Source organism: Limnobacter sp. 130 (assembly GCF_902506325.1).
GTDB lineage: Bacteria > Pseudomonadota > Gammaproteobacteria > Burkholderiales > Burkholderiaceae_B > Limnobacter.
Window position 1 is genome coordinate 167153 of the sequence record NZ_LR732328.1, and the last position, 25542, is coordinate 192694.

32 protein-coding genes are annotated in these 25542 nt (G+C 53.0%); 23 read left to right on the forward strand and 9 right to left on the reverse strand.

What is annotated here, in order from left to right:
* Positions 1–34: 34 nt before the first annotated feature.
* Genes FRIGORI9N_RS00765 through FRIGORI9N_RS00780 form a run of 4 tightly spaced genes read left to right on the forward strand, consistent with a single transcriptional unit; the run spans position 35 to position 2348 of the window.
* Positions 35–517, forward strand: coding sequence for a rhodanese-like domain-containing protein (locus FRIGORI9N_RS00765; protein ID WP_159568012.1), 483 nt, complete (start codon positions 35–37; stop codon positions 515–517).
* Positions 514–789 (forward strand): glutaredoxin 3, encoded by a 276-nt coding sequence (gene grxC / locus FRIGORI9N_RS00770; protein WP_159568013.1) that lies wholly within the window; start codon positions 514–516, stop codon positions 787–789. The genes FRIGORI9N_RS00765 and grxC overlap by 4 nt, the downstream gene beginning before the upstream one ends.
* A gap of 53 nt (positions 790–842) precedes the next feature.
* Positions 843–1322: a protein-export chaperone SecB gene (gene secB / locus FRIGORI9N_RS00775; RefSeq protein WP_159568014.1), complete on the forward strand. Its 480-nt coding sequence runs from the start codon at positions 843–845 to the stop codon at positions 1320–1322.
* A gap of 12 nt (positions 1323–1334) precedes the next feature.
* Positions 1335–2348: an NAD(P)H-dependent glycerol-3-phosphate dehydrogenase gene (locus FRIGORI9N_RS00780; RefSeq protein ID WP_159568015.1), complete on the forward strand. Its 1014-nt coding sequence runs from the start codon at positions 1335–1337 to the stop codon at positions 2346–2348.
* Between the two features lie 438 nt (positions 2349–2786).
* On the opposite strand, the gene trmL is transcribed toward FRIGORI9N_RS00780, so the two are convergent.
* Together trmL and FRIGORI9N_RS00790 are read right to left on the reverse strand one after the other, a co-directional pair.
* Positions 2787–3257 carry a tRNA (uridine(34)/cytosine(34)/5-carboxymethylaminomethyluridine(34)-2'-O)-methyltransferase TrmL gene (gene trmL, locus FRIGORI9N_RS00785; RefSeq protein ID WP_159568016.1) on the reverse strand — a complete coding sequence of 157 codons (471 nt, stop codon included), beginning with the start codon at positions 3255–3257 and terminating at the stop codon, positions 2787–2789.
* Complete coding sequence (locus FRIGORI9N_RS00790) at positions 3254–3979, reverse strand: ComF family protein (RefSeq protein ID WP_159568017.1); 726 nt, start codon at positions 3977–3979, stop codon at positions 3254–3256. Before FRIGORI9N_RS00790 ends, trmL begins: the two co-directional genes overlap by 4 nt.
* 46 nt (positions 3980–4025) lie before the next feature.
* Here FRIGORI9N_RS00790 and FRIGORI9N_RS00795 point away from each other — a divergent pair, with 46 nt between their 5' ends.
* From FRIGORI9N_RS00795 to FRIGORI9N_RS00825, 8 genes are all read left to right on the forward strand, one after another.
* Positions 4026–4952 carry a methyltransferase domain-containing protein gene (locus tag FRIGORI9N_RS00795; protein WP_159568018.1) on the forward strand — a complete coding sequence of 309 codons (927 nt, stop codon included), beginning with the start codon at positions 4026–4028 and terminating at the stop codon, positions 4950–4952.
* 185 nt (positions 4953–5137) lie between these two features.
* Complete coding sequence (locus tag FRIGORI9N_RS00800; protein ID WP_159568019.1) at positions 5138–5647, forward strand: DUF2244 domain-containing protein; 510 nt, start codon at positions 5138–5140, stop codon at positions 5645–5647.
* A gap of 106 nt (positions 5648–5753) precedes the next feature.
* The gene (gene coxB, locus FRIGORI9N_RS00805) at positions 5754–6872 is read left to right on the forward strand and encodes a cytochrome c oxidase subunit II (protein ID WP_236550832.1); all 1119 of its coding nucleotides are present in this window, start codon (positions 5754–5756) and stop codon (positions 6870–6872) included.
* Between the two features lie 22 nt (positions 6873–6894).
* Entirely contained in the window at positions 6895–8499 is a 1605-nt protein-coding gene (ctaD, locus tag FRIGORI9N_RS00810) for a cytochrome c oxidase subunit I (protein ID WP_159568021.1), read from the forward strand.
* 65 nt (positions 8500–8564) lie between these two features.
* A complete protein-coding gene (locus FRIGORI9N_RS15420) occupies positions 8565–8750 on the forward strand; it encodes a cytochrome oxidase small assembly protein (protein WP_371717156.1) in 186 nt (61 codons plus the stop codon).
* A gap of 30 nt (positions 8751–8780) precedes the next feature.
* Positions 8781–9347 (forward strand): cytochrome c oxidase assembly protein, encoded by a 567-nt coding sequence (locus tag FRIGORI9N_RS00815; protein WP_159568022.1) that lies wholly within the window; start codon positions 8781–8783, stop codon positions 9345–9347.
* A complete protein-coding gene (locus tag FRIGORI9N_RS00820; RefSeq protein WP_159568023.1) occupies positions 9347–9577 on the forward strand; it encodes a DUF2970 domain-containing protein in 231 nt (76 codons plus the stop codon). The genes FRIGORI9N_RS00815 and FRIGORI9N_RS00820 overlap by 1 nt, the downstream gene beginning before the upstream one ends.
* A 63-nt stretch (positions 9578–9640) precedes the next feature.
* On the forward strand, positions 9641–10495 hold the full coding sequence (locus FRIGORI9N_RS00825; protein WP_159568024.1) for a cytochrome c oxidase subunit 3: 855 nt from the start codon (positions 9641–9643) through the stop codon (positions 10493–10495).
* A gap of 85 nt (positions 10496–10580) precedes the next feature.
* Here the strand turns inward: FRIGORI9N_RS00825 and FRIGORI9N_RS00830 are convergent, their stop codons facing one another.
* Entirely contained in the window at positions 10581–10781 is a 201-nt protein-coding gene (locus tag FRIGORI9N_RS00830; protein WP_159568025.1) for a twin transmembrane helix small protein, read from the reverse strand.
* Between the two features lie 53 nt (positions 10782–10834).
* On the opposite strand from FRIGORI9N_RS00830, the gene FRIGORI9N_RS00835 reads away from it, so the two are divergent.
* The 5 genes from FRIGORI9N_RS00835 to FRIGORI9N_RS00855 are packed head-to-tail and all read left to right on the forward strand — an operon-like array spanning position 10835 to position 14854.
* The gene (locus FRIGORI9N_RS00835) at positions 10835–11665 is read left to right on the forward strand and encodes an SURF1 family protein (RefSeq protein WP_159568026.1); all 831 of its coding nucleotides are present in this window, start codon (positions 10835–10837) and stop codon (positions 11663–11665) included.
* On the forward strand, positions 11662–12294 hold the full coding sequence (locus tag FRIGORI9N_RS00840) for a cytochrome C oxidase subunit I (protein WP_159568027.1): 633 nt from the start codon (positions 11662–11664) through the stop codon (positions 12292–12294). The genes FRIGORI9N_RS00835 and FRIGORI9N_RS00840 overlap by 4 nt, the downstream gene beginning before the upstream one ends.
* Positions 12295–12306: 12 nt before the next feature.
* Positions 12307–13314, forward strand: a complete 1008-nt coding sequence (locus FRIGORI9N_RS00845; RefSeq protein ID WP_159568028.1) for a heme A synthase — start codon at positions 12307–12309, stop codon at positions 13312–13314.
* Positions 13315–13322: 8 nt separating this feature from the next.
* A complete protein-coding gene (gene cyoE, locus FRIGORI9N_RS00850) occupies positions 13323–14237 on the forward strand; it encodes a heme o synthase (RefSeq protein WP_159568029.1) in 915 nt (304 codons plus the stop codon).
* 5 nt (positions 14238–14242) lie between these two features.
* Positions 14243–14854 (forward strand): SCO family protein, encoded by a 612-nt coding sequence (locus FRIGORI9N_RS00855; protein WP_159568030.1) that lies wholly within the window; start codon positions 14243–14245, stop codon positions 14852–14854.
* Here the strand turns inward: FRIGORI9N_RS00855 and FRIGORI9N_RS00860 are convergent, their stop codons facing one another.
* From FRIGORI9N_RS00860 to rpoH, 4 genes are all read right to left on the reverse strand, one after another.
* Complete coding sequence (locus tag FRIGORI9N_RS00860; protein ID WP_159568031.1) at positions 14855–15490, reverse strand: hypothetical protein; 636 nt, start codon at positions 15488–15490, stop codon at positions 14855–14857.
* A 121-nt stretch (positions 15491–15611) separates the two neighbouring features.
* Entirely contained in the window at positions 15612–16340 is a 729-nt protein-coding gene (locus tag FRIGORI9N_RS00865; RefSeq protein ID WP_159568032.1) for a hypothetical protein, read from the reverse strand.
* 5 nt (positions 16341–16345) lie between these two features.
* Complete coding sequence (locus tag FRIGORI9N_RS00870; RefSeq protein ID WP_159569527.1) at positions 16346–17023, reverse strand: glutathione S-transferase; 678 nt, start codon at positions 17021–17023, stop codon at positions 16346–16348.
* Between the two features lie 73 nt (positions 17024–17096).
* Positions 17097–18023 (reverse strand): RNA polymerase sigma factor RpoH, encoded by a 927-nt coding sequence (gene rpoH, locus FRIGORI9N_RS00875; RefSeq protein WP_201301382.1) that lies wholly within the window; start codon positions 18021–18023, stop codon positions 17097–17099.
* A 208-nt stretch (positions 18024–18231) separates the two neighbouring features.
* Between rpoH and FRIGORI9N_RS00880 the strand changes: the two genes are divergently transcribed.
* The 6 genes from FRIGORI9N_RS00880 (at position 18232) to pqqA (ending at position 23774) form a co-directional block, all read left to right on the forward strand.
* Positions 18232–18600 carry an I78 family peptidase inhibitor gene (locus FRIGORI9N_RS00880; RefSeq protein WP_201301383.1) on the forward strand — a complete coding sequence of 123 codons (369 nt, stop codon included), beginning with the start codon at positions 18232–18234 and terminating at the stop codon, positions 18598–18600.
* A 60-nt stretch (positions 18601–18660) separates the two neighbouring features.
* A complete protein-coding gene (locus FRIGORI9N_RS00885; RefSeq protein ID WP_159568033.1) occupies positions 18661–20778 on the forward strand; it encodes a S8 family serine peptidase in 2118 nt (705 codons plus the stop codon).
* A gap of 147 nt (positions 20779–20925) precedes the next feature.
* Positions 20926–21600, forward strand: a complete 675-nt coding sequence (locus tag FRIGORI9N_RS00890) for a LuxR C-terminal-related transcriptional regulator (protein WP_159568034.1) — start codon at positions 20926–20928, stop codon at positions 21598–21600.
* Between the two features lie 9 nt (positions 21601–21609).
* A complete protein-coding gene (locus FRIGORI9N_RS00895; RefSeq protein WP_159568035.1) occupies positions 21610–22956 on the forward strand; it encodes a sensor histidine kinase in 1347 nt (448 codons plus the stop codon).
* Positions 22953–23609, forward strand: coding sequence for a response regulator transcription factor (locus tag FRIGORI9N_RS00900; RefSeq protein ID WP_159568036.1), 657 nt, complete (start codon positions 22953–22955; stop codon positions 23607–23609). The genes FRIGORI9N_RS00895 and FRIGORI9N_RS00900 overlap by 4 nt, the downstream gene beginning before the upstream one ends.
* A gap of 90 nt (positions 23610–23699) precedes the next feature.
* Entirely contained in the window at positions 23700–23774 is a 75-nt protein-coding gene (gene pqqA, locus FRIGORI9N_RS15530) for a pyrroloquinoline quinone precursor peptide PqqA (protein ID WP_008247588.1), read from the forward strand.
* Positions 23775–23833: 59 nt separating this feature from the next.
* Here the strand turns inward: pqqA and FRIGORI9N_RS00910 are convergent, their stop codons facing one another.
* Positions 23834–24313 (reverse strand): hypothetical protein, encoded by a 480-nt coding sequence (locus FRIGORI9N_RS00910; protein WP_159568037.1) that lies wholly within the window; start codon positions 24311–24313, stop codon positions 23834–23836.
* 110 nt (positions 24314–24423) lie between these two features.
* Positions 24424–25533 (reverse strand): cytochrome D1 domain-containing protein, encoded by a 1110-nt coding sequence (locus FRIGORI9N_RS00915; protein WP_159568038.1) that lies wholly within the window; start codon positions 25531–25533, stop codon positions 24424–24426.
* Positions 25534–25542: the final 9 nt, after the last annotated feature.

Genomic DNA, 25542 nt, shown 5'->3' on the forward strand with positions numbered 1-25542 from the left:
ACCAATTCATCAAGACCCACTCATTGCAGGATTTATGTCGCAGGAATTTCTGATTCAAAACAGTTGGCTCATCGCCTTGGCCTTTGGTTCTGGCCTCATGTTGATTTGGCCTTTGTTAACCAAAGGTGGCGGCACTCGCCTTACCGTGCCCCAAGCCACACTGTTGATCAACCAAAAGAAAGCAGTATTGGTTGACATTCGAGACGACGATTTCGTTAAAAATTCGGGTGTTGTGCCCAATTCAAAACGAATCGCCATCAAAGACCTGAAAGAAAAAGCGGGCACTTTGGCCAAAACCAAGGAAACACCGTTGATCGTGTTGTGCCAAACCGGTGCGCGTTCTGGTGCAGCCGCCACAGTACTGAAGGCCGCCGGTTACACCGACGTCTTTGTGCTCGATGGTGGCCTGAACGCTTGGAAAGAAGCAGGCTTGCCGGTTAAAAAGGTGCAAGACGTTGCTGAGGCAGCGCCTAAAACCAAAACACCCAAGGCAACCAAGCAGGTCAGCAAATCATGAGCAATATTCAAGCCTCAGTCCGTATGTACACCAGCGCGGTGTGTCCGTTTTGCGTGCGTGCCGAACGTTTGTTAAATGAGCGTGGCGTGCAGAATATTGAAAAAATCCGGGTTGATCTGGATCCGTCGCAAAAAGAAAAAATGATGGCTGAAACAGGCCGCCGAACTGTGCCGCAAATTTACATTGGCAGCACACATGTGGGTGGCTGCGACGACCTGTTCGACCTTGATCGTGTCGGCAAGCTGTTGCCTTTGTTGGGGCAGGCGGTTTAACCGGCCTGCACTTGCCTCGTTACTTTACCCATTCAATCCATAGGAGCCAGCAAATGGCCGAACAGAATTCAGAAGCAGTATTTCAAATGCAACGCGTGTACATCAAAGACGCTTCTTTGGAATTGCCCAATGCCCCCCAAATTTTCCTGGAAAAGAATCCACCCAAAATTGAAGTGGCTGTGGATGTGGGCGCACAGCGCCTGGCCGAAAACATTTTTGAGTCCGAAGTAACAGTCACAGTGACTGCCAAAATCGACGAAAAAGTGGCGTTTTTGGTTGAATGCAAACAGGCTGGCATCTTTGAAATTTCAAATGTACCCGAAGATCAGTTTGACCCCCTGTTGGGCATTCTGTGCCCCAACATGATCTATCCCTATCTGCGTGCCAACGTGGCCGATTTAATTACCCGCACAGGTTTCCCGCCCGTGCATTTGTCAGACATCAACTTCGAACAGTTTTACCAGCAACGCCTGGCCGCAGCTCAAGAGCAGGCTGCCAAGCAAAACGGTTCCGGCATTATCACCACAGCCTGATCGGTGGCGCGCATGAACATCACCGTGTTCGGTGCGGGGGCATGGGGCACCGCAGTGGCTGCCCACATGTCGTTTGCGCACAATGTGGTGTTGTGGGGGCGCGATACCGATGTGCTGCAATCCATCGCCACCCAGCGAGAAAACCCGCGTTATCTTGCGGGCATCAAACTTTCTCCAACCCTCAAGGTTCAGGCTGATTTTTCGGCCGCCGCCCGGCATGTGCTTGGGCAAACCGATGCACTTTGGGTGCTGGGTACGCCCATGGGCGCTTTGCGTGAAACTCTGATGCAGTTGTTGGAAATTGCCCCCATTGAACAGTGGCCCCCGCTGGTGTGGTTGTGCAAAGGCTTTGAAGTGGGCAGCGGTTTAATGCCACACCAAGTGGTCGAAGAAGTGTTGGGCAAACCCTATGGCGGCGCGCTTACTGGTCCGTCTTTTGCAGCCGAAGTGGCGCGCGGCTTGCCGTGTGCACTGACTGCGGCCAGCGCCGACGAGGCCACGCGGCAAGCGATGGTTCGTGCCGCACACCATGCGGCCTTGCGGGTCTACGAGCTCGACGATCTTGTGGGTGCTGAAGTGGGCGGCGCGGTCAAAAACATCATGGCCGTTGCCACTGGTATTTGCGATGGCATGCAACTGGGGTTGAACGCCCGCGCAGCCTTGATTACCCGGGGCATGGCTGAAATTAAGCGCTTGGCTGTGGCCTTGGGCGCACAAGCTGAAACCTTGAACGGTTTGTCGGGTTTTGGTGACTTGATTTTGACCTGCACTGGCGATTTGTCGCGCAATCGGCGGGTTGGTCTTCTATTGGCTCAAGGCAAGTCCTTGGACACCATTCTCAAAGAACTCGGTCAGGTTGCCGAGGGCGTTAAATGTGCGCCGGTGGTCAAGCAGCTTGCTGCGCAGTTGGGTGTCGACATGCCAATTACTGCGGCGGTGAATTCCGTGTTGTTCGACGGGTTGAGTCCAGTGGAGGGCGTGATGCGATTGCTCTCACGCGAGGCGAGGTCTGAAGATGCGGCGTGATTGGGCTGTGGTCATTTGCTCAACTCGGCATGGGTTACTCGTGCCGCACTGCCGAGTTGGCTTGAACCGGCGCTTGCGAATCTCTACTACAGCGCATCTCGCCACTGGCTTAACAGCCCAATCGGCGGCGGTGTTTCGATCGCCTCGCCTTCAAGAAAACCTGCCCTTGCGTGCCGAGCAGGGCCGGTGTCGCCCAGAATGGGGCGACAGAGAACGAGCCCGACCCGCTTTTTAGGAGGGTCGTTCTCAGGCATCGAAAGGCTCAGCAAGGGAAATACAGGTTTTCAGGCGAGAGATCGGAACCCAAGCCGATTGGGCAGTTAACGAGCGGTCGAGAACGCGGAACCCAAGCCGATTGGGCAGTTAACGAGCGGTCGAGAACGCGGAACCCAAGCCGATCGGGCCAAACAAACCAGCCTGTGAGCACGCAATAAACGCTCAGCTTCCGCCTTCAAGCCCCAACTGTCGCCAAGCCTCATACACCATCACCGCCACCGAATTGGACAGGTTCAGCGAGCGGCTCTCCGGGCGCATTGGCAATCGAAGCCAGTTTTCCCGAGAAAACCAGTTTCGCACGTCTTCTGAAAGCCCCCGGGTCTCGCTGCCAAACATCAGGTAATCGCCAGCTTGAAATTGCACATCAAACGGCGAATTCTTTCCTTTGGTGGTCATCGCAAAGCTGCGTTGCGGGTCGGGTTGGCAGCGGTCTAAAAAGGCCTGCCAGCTTGGGTGCACCAACATGTTCGCATATTCATGGTAATCCAGCCCGGCGCGGCGCATGCGCGCATCTTCAAGCGGAAAGCCCAAGGGTTCAACCAAATGCAGTTGCACGCCCGTGTTGGCACACAAGCGGATAACATTGCCCGTGTTGGGCGGAATTTCAGGTTCAACCAATACCACATTAATCATTCTGGGGTCCTGCACACTGCCATGGTTACAATTGACTCAGCGCCAGCCTTGCGAAGGGCGGCCGCGCAGCTTTGAAGGGTGGCGCCGGTGGTGATTACATCATCGATCAAGCCAATCCGGATCCCTTTGGGAATCAAACGCGTTGCCCTGAACGCGCCCTCCAGGTTTTGAAGCCGGTCTTCCCGGCTCAAGGCCGCTTGTGCGCCAAGTTCCTTGGTTTTGATCAGCCAACCGTTGTGGACAGGTCGATGAATATGCCTGCCCAAATGCCGAGCGATCAAAGCGGCTTGATTATAGCCGCGCTGCTTTAATTTGTCCGGGCTCACCGGCACCGGAATCAGTAAGTCAGGCAACTCCATGCCCAATTCCATCACCCTGGTTCCCAGCCAATGGCCCAGAAATCGCGCCATGCCATGGTTGTTACCGTACTTCAGGCGCGCAATCCATTGATCAAATGGTGCCAGGTAATCGCTGCACACCACGCATTCCAGGGGTGCCTCGGCCTTGCATTCAATCAGCGGCTTGCAATGTCTGCAATGTGTCCAGCCAAATGCTTGCGGCCGGGGGCCAAGCGCCAGCGCACAGCGTTTGCATCGCAGCGGTTCCTGGTGGTCAATCATGGGTTGGCAGCCACCACACACAAAGCGACCCAGTGCATGGGTTTGATCTTGCAATGGGCTTTGGCAGGCCACGCAGCGCCCGGGCACCATCGCGCCGCCCATACTCAAGCAACTTCTATAGAATAGAAAACACCAACTTTTTGCTGAAATGGCTAGCCGCACAATGTCCTCGCAGTTCTGGAAAATTCCCCGATCAAACGCCGCATTGGTACACCAATGGTCACGGCGTGTTCACCAACCCTTGCCGTTTATCCTCGAAGAGGTCAACCAGCGCATGGTGAACCGAGCGCAAATCATGCGCCCGGTCGAGGGAGGGGTAGTGCATCAGGGCTGGTTACACCCATCCGCATTGCTACCGGTCAAAACTTTGTTTGTAGGGCGTGCATTCTCAGTATTTGCGCCGAAAGCCATTGATTTGCCTGTGGCGCAAGTCGAGCAGGCCGCAGCATCTTTTTTGGCCAAATTGTGGCCTGGCAGGGCTGCACCCAAGCCGTCTGCAGCAATACCGTTGTCCATTAACAGCCCGTTGCCCTTGCCAAACGAAAGCCAGGCCATGGTTTGGTCGCCCTTGTGGTTGCATGCCGCAGGCGATCCCGGGCAATGTCTGTCCGAGTGGTTGCGGGTATTGAAACCAGAGGGTGGCGTGTTTTTCAGCTGTTTTGGACCGGATACAGGGCGTGAATTGCAGGCTGTTGCGCAAGTGTTGGGCGAATCTCTGCCTGATTTTGCCGACATGCACGACCTTGGCGACCTGATGAGCAAGCAAGGCTTTTCCGACCCGGTGATGGAAATGGAAAAATTGACGCTGACTTACAGCTCGCCCGCAAAACTACTCGATGATTGGCGCGCACTTTCAGGCAATCACCTGGAGCCGCGTCAAAAAGGTTTGCGAACTCCGCGCCAGCTGGAAAAAGCCCTGCAGGGGTTGGAGCAACTGCGAAACCCCGAAACCGGGCGTATTCCGCTTACCCTCGAATTGATTTATGGGCACGCCTGGAAGGTTAAAAGAAAACCCAAAACCGATGTTGCAACCGTGAAAATATCGGACATTAAAGGGCGCAAAGGATCGAATTAACGTGCTGCTGCGCAACATTTTCAAATGTAGCGCATTGTTTTCAACTTATTTCGGGGAAATCAGGCGTGGATTGCACCTGTCTTATTGCTTGCTTTGGAGCCTTGGGCCTATAATTCGAAGGTTTTAATGCACTCTTTTGGGGGTGCGTTGGGTCTGAATGACTGCTCTCTAAGAGGTAAATGGGCATGATTCCAGAAATTTCAAGCTCAGCTAATGCACCACACGGCGCGCCACAGGTAGCGTCGCAAAGTAGTAAGTGGATATTCAGGCGCAATTGTTCGCTCAGTCCCAAACAGCTTTTGCAGTGGTATTTAAGTTTGTGTGTAATCACCCTGGTGATTGCCACGGGTTTTTTGCTGGCAGGTTTCTGGATAGTGTTGCCGTTTGCCGGGCTTGAGTTGTTGTTGGTGGGAACGGCATTTGTAATCTACGCGAGGCATGCTGCCGATTACGAAATGATCGAACTTCAGCCTAATCAGCTAACGCTGGTGATGGTCGATGGCACCAAGCTGACCCAGCTTGAATGGTCACCCCAATGGGCCAAATTAAGCTACAACGGAAAATACAAAGCGCCGCTGTTATTTAGTCACAGGGGCCAACAAGTAAAAATAGGCAAATTTATTGCCGAGAAAGACAAGTCAGCGCTGCACCGTGAATTAAAGGCAGCGTTGGCCAGGGCAGCATGTGCAATATAGGCATGCGGCTTCCACCAGTTTGATATTTTTTTTGAGATTGAGGATCGCCATGTTGAAGTCGTCCTTGGGTATTCGCAAAGCAGTGGCAACCGCTGCCGCAATTGCGATGACATCCTTCGGAGGTGCTGCGTTTGCCGAGAATGTTTCTGGGCAACCCCTGCAATACAACCTCGTTGAACCGGTTACCGAAATCGCGCGTCAAATCTATGATTTGCACACGTTGATGTTGGTGATCTGTCTGGTTATTTTCGTTGCCGTGTTCGGCGTGATGTTTTACTCAATCTATGCGCACCGCAAATCAAAAGGCGCAAAGTCAGCTTCTTTCCACGAAAGTGTAAAAGTTGAAATTGCGTGGACCATTGTGCCGTTCCTGATCGTGATCGGTATGGCATTGCCCGCAACCAAAACCGTGGTTGCCATGAAAGACACATCGAATGCCGATCTCACCATCAAGGCCACTGGTTACCAGTGGAAGTGGGGCTACGAATACCTGGCCGGTGAAGGCGAAGGCATTTCTTTCCTGGCCACCCTGTCGACTCCGCGCGATCAAATTGAAGACCATCAAGGTCAGGCTGTGGCCCGCGGTGAAAACTACCTGATGGAAGTAGACAACCATGTTGTAGTGCCCGTGAACAAGAAAGTTCGCGTGGTTACGACTGCAAACGACGTGATTCACGCCTGGATGATTCCCGCTTTTGGCGTGAAGCAAGACGCGATTCCCGGTTTCGTGCGCGACACCTGGTTCAAGGCCGAGAAAGAAGGCATTTACCGCGGTCAGTGTGCTGAGTTGTGTGGCAAAGACCACGCTTACATGCCCATCGTGGTTGAAGTCGTGTCCGAAGAAAACTACTCCAAGTGGGTTCAAGCCAAGCTGGAAGAAATGAAAGCCAAGCAGGACGATCCAACCAAGGAATGGACCAAGGAAGACATGGTTGCCCGTGGCGAGCAGGTTTACAACGCCAACTGTGCAGCCTGTCACCAGGCTTCCGGTGAGGGCATCCCCGGTGCATTCCCTGCGCTAGTCGGTGCGCCTTCAGTGAAAGGCCCGCAGGCGGATCAAATTGCGATTTTGCTGAACGGCAAGGGTGCAGGCATGCCTGCATGGAAGCAGTTGAGCGATGTTGAAATTGCCTCCGTGATTACTTACACACGAAACGCTTGGGCCAATGCAGGCACAGGTACCGACCCGGTTGTTCAGCCAAGTGCTGTTACGGCTGCACGTTAATATTGCTTAGGAGATTTATTACATGAGCACTACCGCGGCAGATTTAACCCACGGACATGGTCACGACCATGACCACGCGCACGACCACCCGCATGGTTGGCGCCGTTGGTTGTACGCAACCAACCACAAAGACATCGGTACCATGTACCTGATTTTCTCATTCATCATGTTGCTGGAAGGCGGCGTGTTGGCCCTGATGTTGCGTGCTGAATTGTTTGCACCTGGCCTGCAACTGGTTCAACCCGAGTTCTTTAACCAGCTCACCACCATGCACGGTTTGATCATGGTGTTTGGTGCGGTAATGCCTGCGTTTGTAGGTTTTGCCAACTGGATGATCCCATTGCAAATCGGCTGTTCAGATATGGCGTTTGCCCGAATGAACAACTTCAGCTTCTGGCTGATGGTGCCTGCTGCGATCATTTTGACCGCTTCATTCTTTATGCCGGGTGGCGCAACCGCTGCTGGTTGGACCCTGTATGCACCTTTGTCCGTGCAAATGGGCCCCGGCATGGACGCCGCCATTTTCGCGATGCACATTCTGGGTGCCTCGTCGATCATGGGCTCAATCAACATCATCACCACCATCCTGAACATGCGCGCTCCTGGCATGACCCTGATGAAGATGCCGATGTTTGCCTGGACCTGGCTGATCACTGCTTACCTGCTGATTGCTGTAATGCCCGTGTTGGCCGGTGCCATCACCATGGTGTTGACTGATCGCCATTTCGGCACGTCATTCTTCAACGCAGCCGGCGGCGGCGACCCCGTCATGTACCAGCACATTTTCTGGTTCTTCGGTCACCCCGAGGTGTACATCATGATCTTGCCCGCGTTCGGCATCATCAGTCACATCGTGCCCACCTTCGCCCGCAAAACGCTGTTTGGTTACAGCTCCATGGTTTACGCCACATCGTCGATCGCGATTTTGTCGTTCATTGTGTGGGCTCACCACATGTTCACAACCGGCATGCCCGTAACCGGCCAGTTGTTCTTCATGTATGCCACCATGCTGATCGCGGTGCCCACCGGCGTGAAAGTATTTAACTGGCTGGCCACCATGTGGAAAGGTTCGATGACATTCGAAACCCCCATGCTGTTTGCCGTCGGTTTTATTTTCGTGTTCACCATGGGTGGCTTTACCGGTCTTATTCTTGCCATTGCACCGGTTGATATTCAGCTGCAAGACACCTACTACGTGGTGGCTCACTTCCACTATGTGTTGGTAGCGGGTTCACTGTTTGCCTTGTTTGCAGGTACGTACTACTGGCTGCCCAAGTGGTCTGGCCGCATGTACAGCGAGAAGCTGGGCAAGTTGCATTTCTGGTCATCGCTGATCAGTTTCAACGTGACCTTCTTCCCCATGCACTTCTTGGGATTGGCCGGTATGCCACGTCGCTACGCCGACTACGCCACACAGTTCACTGACTTCCACGCCCTTGCCACCATTGGTGCGTTCTGGTTCGGTTTGTCACAGTTGATCTTCCTGTGGTGTGTGTTGCGGGCATGGTTGTTCCAGCAGGGTGAACAGGCTCCTGCAAGCCCATGGGAAGGTGCAGAAGGTCTGGAGTGGACAGTTCCATCACCAGCACCGTTCCACACTTTTGAAGTTCCACCCACAGTGAAGTAATTCACCGCGGGGTTCACAATGGGGGTTTGGCTCAGTCCAACCCTCCGTTGTGTAAAAAGGCTTCCATGCAGAGGCTTTTTCACACAACGAATTGGTTCAGTAAGGAAGTAAGCGTGACACCTGAAGAGAAAAAGAAATCCAGGCAAAACAGGCGTACCGGTTTAATTTTGCTCTCGGTGGCGGCTGTTTTTTTTATCGGTATCCTGATCCGCAAAGTGATGGAGCCGAGCATTCTGAATTTGATGAATTGATTGTTTGATTAGCAGTAGAGGTGAAGCAGCATGGCACAAGGAAATAACCAGAGAACAGGTGGTTTGCACAAGCAAATGCTGATGCGTCTGCTGGTGATTGTGGTGGCCATGTTTGCCTTCGGTTACGCACTGGTGCCAATTTACAAGGCCATATGCGAGATCACCGGGATCAACGTGCTCACGCCGCAAACTAAAAATGCAGCCGAGATCGCCAAGAACACCCAGGTGGACACAAGCCGAAGCATCGAAGTGATTTTTGATGCCAATGAGCGGGGCAAGTTTCAGTTCAAGCCCGAGACCAATCGAATGATGGTCCACCCCGGCGAGTTGGTGACGATGAATTACGTGGTTCACAACAACCTGCCCAACGATACGGCGGGTCAAGCGATACCCAGTTATTTGCCCAGCAAGGCAGCTGCGCATTTCACCAAACTGGAATGTTTCTGCTTCAAGCAGCAGCCGTTCAAGTCGGGTGAAACCAAGGAATTTCCGGTGGTGTTTGTGATCAACCCCGAGTTGCCACAAGATGTACACACCATCACGCTGAGTTATACATTTTTTGAAGTGGCCGGCGCGACAGCCATGGCTGCAGAATAATGTCGGAAGACATCAAAGAGGCCGCATCGCGTAAAGCGAGCAAAGCCACTTTTCTGCAAACCTTGTCGGCTGTGCTGTGGTCGTTTTTTGGTGTTCGCAAGGGTAAAAGTCACTCTGAAGACATGCAAAAGTTAAATCCGGTCCACGTGATCATCGTGGGTCTGCTGGCAGCCGCAGGGTTTGTGATCGGGTTGCTGGTGTTGGTGAATTTTGTGGTGAGTTCCGCTTGAGCCGTACGGAACCCGCTGTTGCAGTATTGAAGCATCTAAATTAAAGAAATAGGAGAAACCACCATGCGTGCGAATGCACCATATTACTTTGTGCCCGGCTTGTCCCATTGGCCTGTGCTTGGCGCAGTGGCCATGTTCTTTTTTGTACTGGGCATGTCCCAGTGGGTAAACGGCGCGGCATCAGGTCCTTACCTGTTTGCACTCAGCATGGGTATCCTGATTTATGTGTTGACCGGCTGGTTCAAGCACGTGGTTGGCGAATCTCAAAGCGGCCAGTACAGCGATCGGGTCGATGTATCATTTCGCTGGTCCATGGGCTGGTTCATTTTCTCTGAAGTCATGTTCTTCGCAGCGTTTTTCGGCGCATTGTTTTATGCCCGTCAAATCGCATTGCCCTGGCTTGGCGACATCGACAACAAGGCGTTCTTGTGGCCTGACTTCACTGCCAATTGGCCCAATACAGGCCCCGCCGGTACTGTGGATGCATTCCAAACCATGGGCCCTTGGCCAATTCCAACCATCAACACCGCATTGCTGCTGACCTCAGGCTTGACCCTGACTTGGGCTCACCATGCCTTGATCGCCAACAAGCGTTCTCAGTTGATTTGGGGCTTGGCGCTGACCGTATTGTTGGGCGCAATCTTCATGGGCTTTCAGGCCTATGAATACATTCACGCGTACCGCGACCTGAACCTCAAACTGACCTCTGGTATTTTTGGTTCAACGTTCTTTTTGCTGACCGGCTTCCACGGTTTCCACGTCACCATCGGCGCAATCATGTTGTTCTTCATCATGATTCGTTGCATCAAGGGCCACTTTACCCCCGACAGTCACTTCGCATTCGAAGCGGCTGCCTGGTACTGGCACTTCGTGGACGTGGTGTGGTTGGGCTTGTACGTGGTGGTTTACTGGCTGTAAGCAGGGTTCATTCCCACCAGGCTGTAAAAACTACAAATAGAAAAGCCACTGGAAAACTCCGGTGGCTTTTTTTTGGATTTTGAACTTATCGAATGCCTGTTGACTCTATCCAGCCCATGTACCAGGCAAGCAGAATCAGAAGAAACAGCGCAATGGACAAGCCGATGCGCATGGTTAACGCGTTTACAGTACGGCTGGATTTGCTTTTGTCTTTCATGAGAAAGAAGAAAGCTGAACCCAAGCTTGCCAGAATGCCCAGGAACGCCAGGCCAATGATCAACTTCATGGTGAACACCTTTTTAAAACTAACCGTGTACAGCACACAAGTGGAAGTATGTCATGGTTAATGCAGTGAAAACACCCGGCAAAGTCAAGCTGATCTTCACCCTGTTGATCGGGTTTGGCTTGGTGTGGCTGACCTTCAGTTTGGGGCAGTGGCAAACCGGGCGCGCCCAGGAAAAACAAACCCTGTTTGATGCGCAGGCCCGTGCGCTGGCCGCCGAGCCTGTGTCTCCGGCCAGTGGCCAGTTGGACTTGGACAATTTGTCCTACCGAAAAATCGATTTGAAGGGTAGGTTCGAGGCCAAAGCCCTGATATATATAGACAATCGTCAGGTAAATGGTCGACCAGCGGTGCAGGTGGTGCAAGGTTTCAGGCCAGATGGCGCCAGTTTTCTGATACCGGTGGATCGTGGTTTGTTGTTGCGCAACCCCGCAGAGCCCCGGTTGGCACCCGATATGCCCACCAATGCCCCAATGGCCGGTGAACTGTTTGATTTGCAAGGCACCATTTTGCCGCGCTTTGCCCAGTCTGCTGAATTGCGTGGCATGGCTTTGGGCGAAGCTGAAAGCATCGTCATGGCTCAAAGCAATGGTTTTGATGTGTGGTCGAATTTTAGTGTGAGCGAATTTGAAAAGCTGACCGGCGAGCCGGTGAGCAACTTTGTGGTAACTCAGCAGCCGGTCGCGCAAACAGCAGGCCAGCAACAGCTAGCCAGCATGGTGGGTGGCTTTTATCACCTGGCAGTACCGCTGCAAGAACAGGTGGCCAAGCACAAGGGTTACGCATTTCAATGGTTTACCATGTCGGCGGTGTTGGTGTTGCTGACTCTGTTTTTTGTCTACCGAGAGTTTTTTCGACGCGAGTTTTACAAGGAAAATAAAAAATGAACGCAGCCAGCGCACCCGCGAAGCTGAACAAAAGCCGGATCACCATTTTGTTGGTATTCCTGACATGCGCCTTGCCCATTGTGGCGGCTTTCTATTTGTACTTTTTCAACAAGCCAGATGGCACCAACAATTACGGCACCATTCTTGATCCGCAGGTGAACGTGTCCACTGATGTATTCAAAAACATCAATGGCGATGATTTCAGCATGAAGCAGGTGGCCGACAAATGGGTGCTGATTCAGGTCATCAACAGCGATTGCGATGAAGTGTGCCAGAACACCATGTACTTCCAGCGCCAGGCCCGTGCATCCAAAGGCAAGGAGCAAGGTCGGATCGAGCGAGTTGTTTTTGTAACCGACAATGGCCCGCTTGAAACCCTGCTCTTGCGCCAGTTCCCGGATGTGCATTTTGTACGTGCCAGCGAAGATCAACTTAAAAGCTGGTTGCCACTGGAGCAGGGCATTGTGGGCAACAAAGGCAGCGCTGACATTGGTACCGTGCGCGATCACGTGTTTGTGGCCGATCCATTGGGCCATGTAATGATGCGTTTCCCACCCAACAACACCCTGCAATTCGACAAGTTTCGCAAAGACATCAGCCGCCTGTTGTGGGCTTCAAACATCGGATAAAACGAGAGCAGCATGAGCAGTTACAAGCGTTTGGTCGCATTCACCACAGTACTTACATTCCTTTTGATCATGTTGGGCGCGTTTGTGCGCTTAACGGATGCGGGTTTGGGTTGCCCAGACTGGCCGGGCTGCTACGGCAAGCTCACGCCGACACATGCCGCCGAGGAAATTGCGCAGGCCGTTGAAGTTCAGGGTGGAACGCATGGCCCGGTTTCCATGCCCAAGGCCTGGAAAGAAATGGCGCATCGGTATGTGGCCACCTTTCTCGGTTTTCTGATTATCGGCATTATGGCCATGGCCTGGAAAAAAAAGGCGGAGCTCAGGCAGTCGCCGGCCCTCGCCACATGGCTGTTTTTTGCAGTGTGTCTGCAAGGTGCTTTTGGCGCCTGGACAGTCACCATGTTGCTCAAGCCCGCCATTGTGACCGGGCACCTTATTGGCGGCATGACCATTCTTGGCATGCTGACCTGGTTGTGGTTGCGTCAAACCAGCCCTGCACGCAGCCTGGCACCCCCCCGTGATGGGGGCGGTTTGCGAATTCTGGCGCGAGTGGGTTTGGTGGCAGTGATCGCTCAAATTATTCTCGGTGGCTGGGTTAGCACCAACTATGCTGCGGTGGTGTGCACTGATTTCCCAACCTGCCAGGGCAGCATGTGGCCGCACATGGAATTCAAAGACGCATTTCACATTATTCGGCACTTGGGTGAAACGCCCAACGGTGAAATTCTGAATGTGGCCTCGCTCACTGCGATTCACTTCATTCACCGCATTGGAGCCGTGGTGGTTACCGGTATTTTGGGTGTTCTCGCGTTTGCCCTGTGGCGCAACCCGGGTACCAAGCCTTTGGCCATTAAAGTGGCGGCGGTGCTGACTTTGCAAATTGCCATGGGTATTGGTAACGTGGTGTTTCAATTGCCTTTGTGGTTGGCCGTGGCGCACAATGGGGGCGCCGCGCTGTTGCTGGTCACCCTGATCTTGGTAAACTATCGGGTTGCGGGCAATCGCCATCGAATTTCATAAGGCCCAACATGCCATCAGCTCCACCCAAAGCAGACAAAGCCAAAACCGTGAGCAGTTTTGCTCACGTGGCCAAACAGTACTGGACATTGACCAAGCCACGCGTGGTGGCCTTGATCGTGTTCTGTGCGGTAATTGGCATGTTTTTGGCAACCCCCAGTTTGCCCAATGTCCAGGTACTTATTGCAGGCACCTTGGGTATTTGGCTGGTGGCGGGTGCTGCGGCTGCGTTCAATTGCCTGGTCGAGCAGCAAATTGATGCCAAAATGGCGCGCACGCGTGCCCGCCCTTTGCCACGGGGTGAACTGAATTCTGTCCAAACGCTGGTCTTCTCCAGCATGGTCGGCGGCGTGGGTGTGTGGATTTTGTATGTGTTCGTGAACCCGCTCACCATGTGGCTTACCTTGGCCACCTTCGTGGGTTACGCAATCATTTATACCCTGTTGCTGAAACCCAATACCCCCCAAAATATCGTGATCGGTGGCGCATCGGGTGCCATGCCGCCGGTGTTGGGTTGGGCCGCGGTTACCAACAGTGTGTCTGCCGAGGCACTGGTTTTATTCCTGATTATTTTTGTGTGGACCCCACCACACTTCTGGGCGCTGGCCCTGTACCGCACGCAAGAATACGCGCGCGCGGGCCTGCCCATGTTGCCGGTAACCCATGGCGCTGCATTCACACAGTTCCATGTGTTTTTGTACACCATCATGCTGGCAGCCACCACGTTGATTCCCTTTGCCATGAAAATGAGCGGCCTGATATACCTGATCAGCGCGGTCGTGCTGAATGCAATTTTCATTGGGTATGGCTACAAGATCTGGAAAAACTACAGCGATGCCTTGGCCAAAAAGGCATTTACGTATTCCATCGCCTATCTGGCGTTTTTGTTCGCGGCCTTGTTGGTCGATCACTATGTAACGGTGTAAGCAGTATGCGCAGTGTATTCAAGCAGTTTCAGCAGGTAAGCAAGGCGTTGGCTTTTGGCGCAGTGGCGCTACTGGCCGCCTGCAATACGGGCCCCGCCACTTTCACGAATACCGACATCACGGGTTCATCCCTGGTGGCCAACTTCAAGCTGAAAGACCTATCGGGCACTGAACGCACCATGGAAAGTTACAAGGGCAAAGTGGTGGCCATGTTTTTCGGCTACACCCATTGTCCCGATGTGTGCCCCATTACCATGCAGCAATGGAGCGAGGTGAAGGCCAAACTGGGCGAAAAGGGAGACAACTTGCAGGTGTTGTTTGTGTCTGTTGATCCCGAGCGCGATACACCCGAACTGTTGAAAAAATATGTGCCCCAGTTTGATCCTTCGTTCGATGCGCTGACCGCCGAGTCATCTGAAGAATTAAAGCCTTTGCTGGCTGGCCTGCGTGTGTTCGCTGGAAAAGTGGAAGGCAGTACGCCAGACAATTACCTGATGGACCACACCTCGGCCAGTTATGTGTTTGACCAGCAAGGCCGTGCCCGTTTGCTGGTTCGTCACAATGCCGACTCCGCGCCTGTGGTCAGCGACGTTGAGCAAATTCTCGACGGCAAGTAACTAATCCTTTCGTGCGGTAATTACACTGCAGCTTAGTTGCGTCAGCTTCAGTGTGAGTTCTTTCTCAAATTGGGCAATTGTGCGCCGCTTGTTTTGTGGCTGCGCGCCAGCCTGTTTCGACATCACGGTGTCTTCATCAACACTGAAGATCACTTCCCATTCCAGCAAAAGTGGTTCATCTTCTGTCGCGTTGTTGAGCAAGGCAATGACGGGTCTGCCTTCGAATAACTCGTTCTGAATCAATTCAAGTGTGGTTTGCGCGGTGTTGCCCGCATACCAGTTGGCATTCAACTCTGCCTTGCGCAGTGCTTTAAGCAGTTGGGCTGGTGAAGTGCCCATGGTGCCGCTGAGTAGGTCGGGGCATGCTGCCCACCGCATTATTTCGAGAATATATGGGTCGTTTTGGGGGTGGCCGTGCCGGTCTTTGGGTATGTGATTCCAGCCAATTTGATGGTGGTGAAGTACCATGCCTATCGCGCAAGGCCCGCTTGCGCGCTCAATGCCTTCCGGTGCCGAAAATTCATAAAACGGGCTTAGCTCAAACTTGGCTTGTGCCTGGAGTTCGCGTGGGGCCTTTGTACCGACAATGGGTTTGGCTTCAGAAAAATCAATCTCGAAGCGCGTGTTGCCGTTCATAAAAACACATGTCCTTTGCTGCTTGACTCAACCCACATCTTATTCAGGGAATGTACGGATTCATGCCGCGCATAGTTCTATGCACAAAGCTTATTCCGTTGTGCAGAACAGAGGCTCGAACTTACTCGGTGGGCAGGTTGGGGGTGTTGCTGGCTTGCAAAGGTGCAGGCAGACTGCCCAAAGGGGAAGGGGCGCCCAAGGTGGAAAGCAGGCCATCCAAGGCGTCAGTCACGGGGCTCAATACTGCGTCGAGTGGGCCGGCTTCTGGCTCGGGCTCAGGCTCGGGTTCAGGCTCCGGGTTTGTGTTGGGCGGTGGGTTGCTGGCACCATTGCCTGGGTCGTTGTTGTTGCCCGATTCGGCGCTGCTGGTGGTGTCAGTGGTACTCGTGTTGTTGTCTTCGTTGTCGCTGTATATGGCGGCAGTGGCACCTAAAAATACAAGGCTTTCCAGCACGGGGTAGCCGGTGGAGTCACCGCCTTCGGCACTTGTGTCAAACAGGCCGAACAGGTCGGGCGTGTCGGTGGTGCTTGCGGCACTTTCGGGCGGCTGGCTTTCAAAATACACGCCTTGGCCGTACAGGTCGGTGGCAATCCACTGCGGTACCTGGTCCAGTGCAACCACTTCAAGATTGAATGTCGCGGCCGCGCCATTTTCAATCACCAATGCGTCTTTTACACCAGTGAATTGAATAATTGCTTTGCTGGCAGGGTCGCTGACCACGCGGTCGCCCGGCAATAACATCATGCCGGGTTGCGCGGGCAGGAAAAAACCATCCCGAACCAACTGCACATTGCCGTTGACCTCGGTAATTTTTGCCTGTTGTTCAATGGACGTGGTTGCTGCGTTCATGAGTACTAAGCGTAATTGTAGGGGCCACCCACTTCAAGGGCTTTTCCAAAACTGGGCATGGCATGAATGCGTTTCACGTAGGCCGCAATTTTGGGCATGCTTTTAATGCTGTCCGCCCGGCTCATTGCAGCTTCAAGCGGAAAACTCATCATGAAGTCAGCACCCGTCATCTCGCTGCCGCAAAACCACTCATTCTTGGTCAACACGCTTTCAATGTAGGCGAACTGCTTTTCAAGATTGGGGTTGATGAAATTGCTTTTAACCTGCTTGGAAATGCCGCGCGCAATTGGCAGCACGATCGGCTTGAGCAATGCGGGTACCGGCGCGTTTTCAATTTTGTTGAACACCAGCGTCATGACCAGCGGTGGCATGGCTGTGCCCTCTGCAAAGTGCATCCAGTAGGTGTAATCGCGGTGTGCCTGTGTGCCAGCTGCGGGGCGCAATTTGCCGCCTGCCTTGTCGATCAGGTACTCCACAATGGCACCGCTTTCTGCCACGGTAATGTCGCCATCGGTAATCACGGGCGATTTCCCCAAGGGGTGAATCTTCAGCAGTTCAGGCGGGGCCAGGTAGGTTTTTGCATCACGCGCATAGCGCGTTACCTTGTAAGGCAGGCCAAGTTCTTCAAGCAACCAGATAATTCGTTGCGAGCGTGAGTGTTCCAGGTGGTGTACTTCGATCATGGTCATAAAAAAGGGCTTGTTGCCAAGCCCTTAGTGTAGGTTAGTTTTCACCCGAAATGATTACCGCTTTGTTTTAAACCTCACCGTGTTCGTACTTCAACAAGGCAGTTTTCATTTTTTTCATGGCCTGGGTTTCAATTTGGCGCACCCGTTCAGCCGATACGCCCAGCTCGGCGGCCAGGTCATGCAGGGTTTTGGCGTTGTTGCCAGCCAACCAGCGGCTGGAAATAATGCGTTGGCTGCGTTCGTCCAGGCTGGCCAGTGCCAGGTCCAGCCCTTCACTGTGCAGGCGTTCCATGTTGGCGCCTTCCAGCACTTCGGTGGGTTCGGCACCCTCGGCGGCCAAATAACGCACAGGGTTGTAGCTGTTTTCCTCGCTGTCTGCGTCTACAACAGGGTCCAGGCTGAATTCATGGCCCGCCATGCGGCGTTCCATGTCGTACACGTCTTCAGGGCGTACATTCAGCTCACTGGCCACCTCGTTGATTTGGTCGGGTGACAGGGTTTGGCCGTACTTCTTGAAGCTGTTCAGGTTGAAAAACAGCTTGCGGTGCGCTTTGGTGGTGATCATTTTCACCATGCGCCAGTTGCGGATAATGTATTCGTGAATTTCGGCCTTGATCCAATGCAGGGCAAAGCTGACCAGGCGCACACCACGCGACGAGTCGAATCGCTTTACAGCCTTCATCAAACCGATATTGCCTTCCTGAATCAGGTCAGCATGGGGTAAACCATAGCCCAGGTACTGGCGTGCTACGGCAACCACCAGGCGCAGGTGGCTAAGCACCAGGCGGCGGGCAGCTTCCAGGTCGTTGTCGCGCTGCAGGCGTTCGCCCAACTCCACTTCTTCCTCTTGCGTCAGCATGGGAATTTGGTGGGTGGCGGAAATGTAAGCATCCAGGTTGCCAAGCGGGCCACGGGCGACCAACGCCCATGGGTCGCGCACAGCAAGGCTGTTGCCCATGGCGCGGGTGTTAGCAAGAGTTAACGCAGTGGTCATGATTGCGGTTTTCTCCGAATTAATGAACCAATTTCCAGTTAATTTTAGCACTCCTTGCTACAGAGTGCTAATCGCCCGGAAAGTTCACGAACAGCTGGCTTGACCTGACAGAAACTTTAAAGCACATTGGAATGGCGTCGGTGACCGGTGCGAGCCTTGGGCAATGCAACTATTTTTGGGTGGTACAGCTGTGCAATCTTTTGGACTGATGTTATTGCTAGTCTGCGTATCTGCCTGTGCTGCGAGTACGCCACGCACAGCGGAGCAAATCTGCGCAAGCACGGAGGCCGGTGCAATGGGCCAGCTGGAATGTGAATTCAAGACGATGGTGTTTGAAGTGAAAACCGAGATCAAGGAGTTCAAGATTCTCGGCGAGGTGCATCAAATCAAGAAAATCGAACTGGTCGATCCCGATGGGGCTCGTATGAAGCTTACCGAGCTGGCAAAGAAGTATGTCGAATTTAAAACGATCCGGATCTTGATGCCGGGGACCATGGTCACCATGGAGTACCTGGAGGATCGCATTAACTTTCAGTTCGATGAGCAGGGCATGCCAAAAAGTGTGACACGTGGATGACAAAAAATCACTGCGCACCTGGGGCATTAATTTGAAGTAATAGTTGAAGCAGGGGTTGTAATGAAGTACTCGGCAATTCTCGGTGTTGCAATGGTGACATTCAGCGCCTACGCACTTTCTGTTGATGTGTTGGCGCAAACAGTCAAGACGAAATCCAAAACGATAGCAACTGAAAGCGTAGACGCCGCAAGGCCACTTGTGCCCGAAGAAAAGATTCTTTTTCTCGAGCTGGCAGACGAGAGCTTGCGGGTTCTTCCCAATGAGGCAAGTCAACCTTTGGTTAAAAAGGTATTGGCCGATACAAAAATCAATGCGGCAGTGGGCGGGCGACTACTCAAAAGATTCTGGGTGGTTAATGCAAAGGACATGCGTACTACGGCAGACCGGGCTCAAGTGCTCAAGCTGCTTCGCGCAAACTCTTCGGTGCGTTCGGTGTCCGAGAACCGAATTTACAAGCCTTTTATTTTCAATGACCCGGGGTATCCCAATCAAAAAAATCTATACACCGGCGCGAATCAGACATCGAGCCCTGTGTACGACTCTGAATTTGTAAAGCTGCTGGAGCGCACGCCATCTAGCGCAGAGTCGATGGTTCGGGTTGCCGTTCTCGACACGGGTATTGCACCAGCCCCAGATTTAAATAATCAGTTTGATGTCGAAGCGAATTTTGTTGAAGGTGTTGATTACGATTTCAACAATGAGCGCTTTGTCAGCAACAGTGCACTATTTGCCGATGCAACCGAACCCGCCACATCTGGCGCAAATGGTGGTGAACCTTTTTATCACGGCAGTAAAGTTCAATCGCTGATTAATGCAGCGGCTGACAACAGCAGCGGAATCGTTGGAATGGACCGTGCGCTTAGGGTCAGTCAAATTCGTGTGTTGAGTGACAGCGGTGGGGACTCCGTCAGCGTCATGTTCGGCGTGCTGTGGTCAGTTGGCCTGTACGACAGGTTTGTGGTTGAGTCGGGCGAAGATCCAAACTTCGAGTTTTTTGCGCGTTTGCCCCCCAACAACAATCCGGCCAATGTGGTTAACCTGTCATTGGGGGGTAATTCAAGCTGTTCCTCTTTTGAGCAGGCTGCCATTGATTTTGTATTGAACAACAGCAGTACCTTGATCGTAGCTGCCGCTGGCAACAGCGCGCTGTACGGTGAACAAGTGCCTTTCGCGCCAGCCAATTGCAACGGTGTCATTTCGGTGGGCGCATCAACCACACGTTTTGGCGATGCGTCATACGGCAATGTAAGCCCCGCGTTGATTACGTCTACATTGGGTGGCGAACCCAGTGTGGGAGACAACCTGCCTGTGACCGAGCCCAGCATTCTAAGGTCCATGAATGGCGTCAGTTTCGCTTCAGGAACCAGCTTTTCAACCCCGTTGGTCAGTGGTGTTCTGGCTACCGCGCTTCGACTGGGTCTCAGTGAAGGGGTCACCTCCGCCAGCCTCATTCAAGCGCTGAAGGACACCGGCCATGAGTTTCAGGATCCTGAATCCTACTGCGTTCAAATTAGCGATCCCGTGAGTAATCCGCGACCCTGCGGCACCATTCTGAATACATCAGCATTTCTGTTGGCGGTGACTGGTGTTGACATTAGTGGCACAACAACCTCACCACCAGCGTCCGACGAAGTTGTTGAGCCTGCGCCTGACGAGGACACCTCAAGCAACCAGCCCATTAGCGATGGTGGTGAACTGCCCAGTGAACCAGAGGAATCGAACCCAACAGAAACAGCCAGTTTTCAGTTCTCTGGCACAGTCAATAACGTCGATGCGTCTTCAATTGGTCTGGTGGCCAATGATCCCGCTGTGGATCCCTCAAGCTACTCTGTGTCGTTTGCACGGGATAGCAGTAGTTTTGTGATCAACCTCTCAATTCCGGGTGTGTATCGTTTGAGCTTCGAGGCGGATCGGGTGAGCGAAAGCTCGGAAGTTCAAGCGGCCTCTGCGGGTCAAACACTTTTTGTGAGCGACGTGACTCTGGACTCGGACTCTCGCCAAATTACCGCAACCGACCCGATGGCTCAGGAAACTGCGGATGGTTCGCCTTCCTCTGGAACCACCGCATCATCAGGCGGTGGGGGCGGCGGTGGCGCAATTAACCTAATGGGCTTGCTGGGCATGTTACTGCTGCTGGGCATCGCGAAATTTAGCGGGCCCCAGAAATTTCAACTTTGAACTCCTGTACCGCAATGTGGTGATTTGATTTTCGTGCATTTTGAATTCTTTACATAACTAAACATTTCATTTAATAATCGCACGAATAATTCACATAAAAATTATAAATATCGCCACGTTGATAGCCGTACTTTTAGGGATAAGGGTTTGAAGAATTTATTGATACTGGAGGACCATCCGACTTCGGCCATGGTCGTTGAAGAAATTATTGGTGCAGTTGTTCCCGGGCTAACGACCCGTATTGTCGAGTCGGTGGATCAATTGCACCACATCGAGTCTGCCGATTTTGATGTGGTGGTGTCCGACCTGGTGTTGCCCAACAGCAAGCCTGCCGAGGTAATTGACTTGGTCTCACAGCGTTTTCCGAGTTCATTTCGTATATTTTTTACAGCGTTGAGTGATGCAAAAATTGAACGACAGATCGTCGACTCAGGCGCATTGTTGCTCTCAAAAAGTCATCACTACAAAGAGCTCATGGTTCAGGTTCAGTCTTTTCTGAAGTGTGAGTCCGTAAACCTGAAGTCATTTTCTCAACGCAACGAGTTTCAAAGCCTGATTCAAATGCCCGGTAGCCCCAAGCCCTTGACCATCAAGCAGGCGCAGGTCATGGAACAGGTGTCCCTGGGTAGAACAGGCAAGGAAATTGCAAAGATATTGGGTATGAGTCCCGACACGGTAAACGCACACATCAAGGAGGCCTTCGGGCGGCTGGGTGTTCAAAACCGTGGCGAGGCAGTGAGCAATTATTCGGTTGCAAGAAAGCTGGCGGCCCGCCTGCACGGGGAGGTCGCACTGGCGCACTTGCAGCCCAACGCCGATTAAACTGTTTGCATGAACCTGAAACGCTATTTGCTGGTGCGAATGATCACCCTGGGCCTGTTGTGCTGGGTGTTGATTTCCGCCTATGTGGTGTTGCGCACGGCCAATGAGGTAGACCAGGCCTTGGCCAGCGACGCTGCCCGCCTGCACGAGATGGTGGAATACTCCATGTACAAGCGGCAAATCAACCCGGAAATTGAAGGGTCGCCGGTGTTGGTGGGCAGCCAGTATGGCTTGTTGCTGGCACCGTACTGCATTCGCTATGAGGGCTGGAACGGGCAGGTGCGGCAAGAGGGCTGTGACAACCTGGTTCGCCACCCTGTTGAAGCAAAGTTAATGCAGCTATTGGGTGTGCAAATTGAATCCGCACCCCAGGCGGTGGGGTTGTGGGGGCAGCCGTTTGGCGAGTTGACCATTACTGCTGATCCGCAATTGGTGCTGGCAAAGTTTTGGCACACACTGCGCGACTTGCTCTTGCTCAGCGGCCTGATTGTAGCCAGTCTTGCAGCCCTTTCCTATGTGGTGATCGGGCGCGCCTTGCAGCCAGCAGCCACCTTGGTGGAGAAAATTGACTCCATTGCCATTTCCGAGGACAGCCCGCCCCCCGAGCAATTGCCCGATGTACAGCCTCGCGAGTTTGGCCGCATTGCACAAGGGGTGAATCGCCTGAATGATCGCCTATGGCGCCTGACCCAAACCCGCCGCAGCCTGATGATGAAATTGCTGAACGTACAGGAAGAAGAACGGCGGGAATTGGCGCATTGGGTGCATGCAGATTTGGGCCAGTCATTAAGCCTGATCGCCGTCAATTGCGCACAACTGCGTGCGCAGTTAAAGGGTGGCGATACCGGGGTGCAGGAAAAGCTGGAAGAAATTGATCTACAAATTGAAGGTGCTTTCGAGCGCATGCGCGCAGTATTGGTGAACAAGTGCCCGCCCGTGTTGGAGGGTGCCGACCTGGGCATGGCCATTCAAGACCTGTGTACCCGCTGGGAGATTAATGCCGGTAGCGGTTGGACTGTGAACCTGAATCTTGACCCTGTTGCACTGGGCAAGTTGGACAAAGACCGCGCGCTTTGTGTTTACCGCACGGTCGAGGAGTGCCTGGCCAACGCCCGGCGACATTCAGCGCCTGGCGGCTCTGCCGTGAAAGTAAGTTTAATCTTGCATAAAAAGGTGTTGGAACTTCGCGTTGAGAACACCATGCATCCACATTCGAACACACCCGCGCCCTCGGGCGGCATGGGTCTGAATTTGCTGGCTGAACGGGTGCGGGTACATGGCGGTGTGTTCAACGCCCAAATTGAAGAAGGGCAGTTTGTGGTCTCGGCCCAATTTCAGCAACAAGGTGCCGCATGAATAACACCGACTGCAATGTTTTGCTGGTAGACGACCACGCCGTGGTGCGCGCAGGTTACCGGCACTTGCTGGAAACGCAAGGCGGTTTTAGTCAGGTTCGCGAAGCGGAAAACGCTCAAGAAGCTTTTGCCGCCTGCCAGAAGGAATTGCCGGTCTTGATCATTTGTGACATCAGCATGCCCGAACCGGTGGGCTTGAGTTTGATTCAGCGGGTGTTGGGGCGTTGGCCTGACGTAAAGTTTCTCATGTTTACCATGCACAATTCGATCGAATTGGCCCGCGCGTGCATGGACGCTGGTGCAAAAGGTTATGTGACCAAAAGCAGCCGCCCCGAGGTGCTGTTAAGGGCGATCGGTGAGGTGTTGGCTGGGCGCACCTTCATCAGTGCCGACTTGTCGCGTTTAATGGCGCTGTCACGCTTGCGTGACAACCGGGGCGGGCTGGGTGAACTCAGCAGCCGGGAGTTCGAGGTGTTGTGTTTGCTGGTTGCGGGGCAATCGGCCGAGCAAATTGGTGAGCTGCTTTTTCTCAGCGCAAAAACCATTCACAACATTCATTACCAAATCAAAAAGAAATTGCAGGTCAGTAATGACATTGAACTGACCAAGCTGGCGATTGGGTGGGGATTAACCAGCCCTTCAATTACGCAATAAGCTCGGGCAAAATTCCTGAGCAGGGTTTAGTAATCTAATGACATGGCAAAAACACCTGCCTGCCCAAACAACAACATTGGAGAAGTAGACATGAGCTGGACCACCCCACAATTTGTAGACATGCGTTTTGGTTTTGAAATCACCATGTACATTGCCAACCGTTAATTTTTTCGGTTGTTGCTTCAAGGAAAAGGAAGGTCAAGCAGAGTTGACCTTCCTTTTTTTTATGCGCGACGCAGTTGCTCGGTCGAATTCATGGTGAGTTTAAGGCCTTGCTCCAACAAGGACTTTGCAATGCTTTCGTCGCCAAAGCCGTAGGGTGCGGCCGGTGCATGGTCATACAGCAAACCCAGGTAAAGGTAGGCTGCACCGTCGTTTGGTGCCAGTGAAATGGCACGTTCAAATGACGCTTTTGCATGGGCCTGAAATTGCAGCGCGCAAAGCCCACCCAACGATTTTGCATATCCCGTCAGTACAATACCGTTCCAAAGCAGAACCTTTGCATCATTTGGGTATTGATGCGCCAATTCCTGTGTGGTTTCAGCCAGGTGACACAACATGGCGTCGCGAGTGCGGCCAAAGTCACATCGAAGTGCTTGGGCCCAACTGGATTGAATGGTTTCAATACATTGATTCGTTGCGGTTTTTGTACGCGCTGTGCGGGATGCCGCACTGGCGTCAATTACGTTAAATACGCGTCTCATAGGTGACTCCTAAACGACGTTAATCCTGGTGATATGTTGCATGATGGCAACCGTTTCGTTGATTAACGCGGAAAATTCGTTTAGGAGTACAAACGATCAAAAAAACTTGCTTAGCCGGGTATGTCCAACGACCCAACTGACTTTGGCGACACCATGACACCCCAAGGCATGTTGCCCTCCGGAATGTCCTTGATCATATTGCCTGTGGCGTAGTCCAGCACCAAAATATTGTTGCTGCGACCGCAGGCCACTATCAATTGTTTGTCATCGGGTGTGAAGCTGAAATGCCAGCAGCGTTCGCCCACTGGCATTTCGCGTTTGAGTTCCAGCGTTTTGGCATCAAATACCTGAATCGCTTTGCCACGCGCCAGCGCCACTACAATTTCAGAACCGTCGCGGGTGTAGGTAACACCGTAGGGAACTTCGCCGGTGGCGGCCTCGTTAATCACATTGTAGTTTTTGTCCAGAATCAGCATTTTGTTGCCGTATTCCAGGGTCACCACAAACTGTTCGCCATCGGGTGAGCGCTTCACGCCACGGGGCCGAATGCCGTAGCTTTCCGTGTCGATCTGTTTGATTTTCTCACCGGTTTCAATGTCGTGAACCGACACATTTTCATCGGCTTCATTGGTCACAATAATGTGTTTGCCGTCGGCAGAAAACTCGATGCCCTCGGTTTCAAACCCGGCTGTAATTTCCTTGATTTTCTCGCCTTTGACCAAGTCGATAATTGCCACCTGTGCGGGTAGTTCATCCCCTTCCTCGCGTTCTTTCTCAATGGCCTTGGCTTCAGCAGAGCCTGGCTTGGGTGGGGGGCCACCTTTCGATGCCGGTTCATAAGCCACAAAGGCCAGGTTGCCAAGTACGCGTACAAATTCGGGGTTAATGCCCACGGGCACGCGGCGCACCACCTGATTGGTGGCGGTGTCAATGATGGCCAGGTCTTTGGTTTCTTTCACGGCCACCACCAGCAGTTTGCCATCGTCGGTTAAACCCACACCGCGACCACCTTCGCCCACGTTAATTTCGCCAATCTTGGAATAGTCGGCCAACGAGTAAATGGTCACCGGACCATCTTGGTGTGTAATGTAAGCCACTGCCTGCGGCGCGACCTGCTCGACCGGAACTGCAGCTTCAGGGGGCACAGTTTCTTCTTTTTTAGAACAGGCCGCCATGGCCACTGTCATGCCCAATGCAACCACACTTACTTTGAATTTCATGTCTTGTTT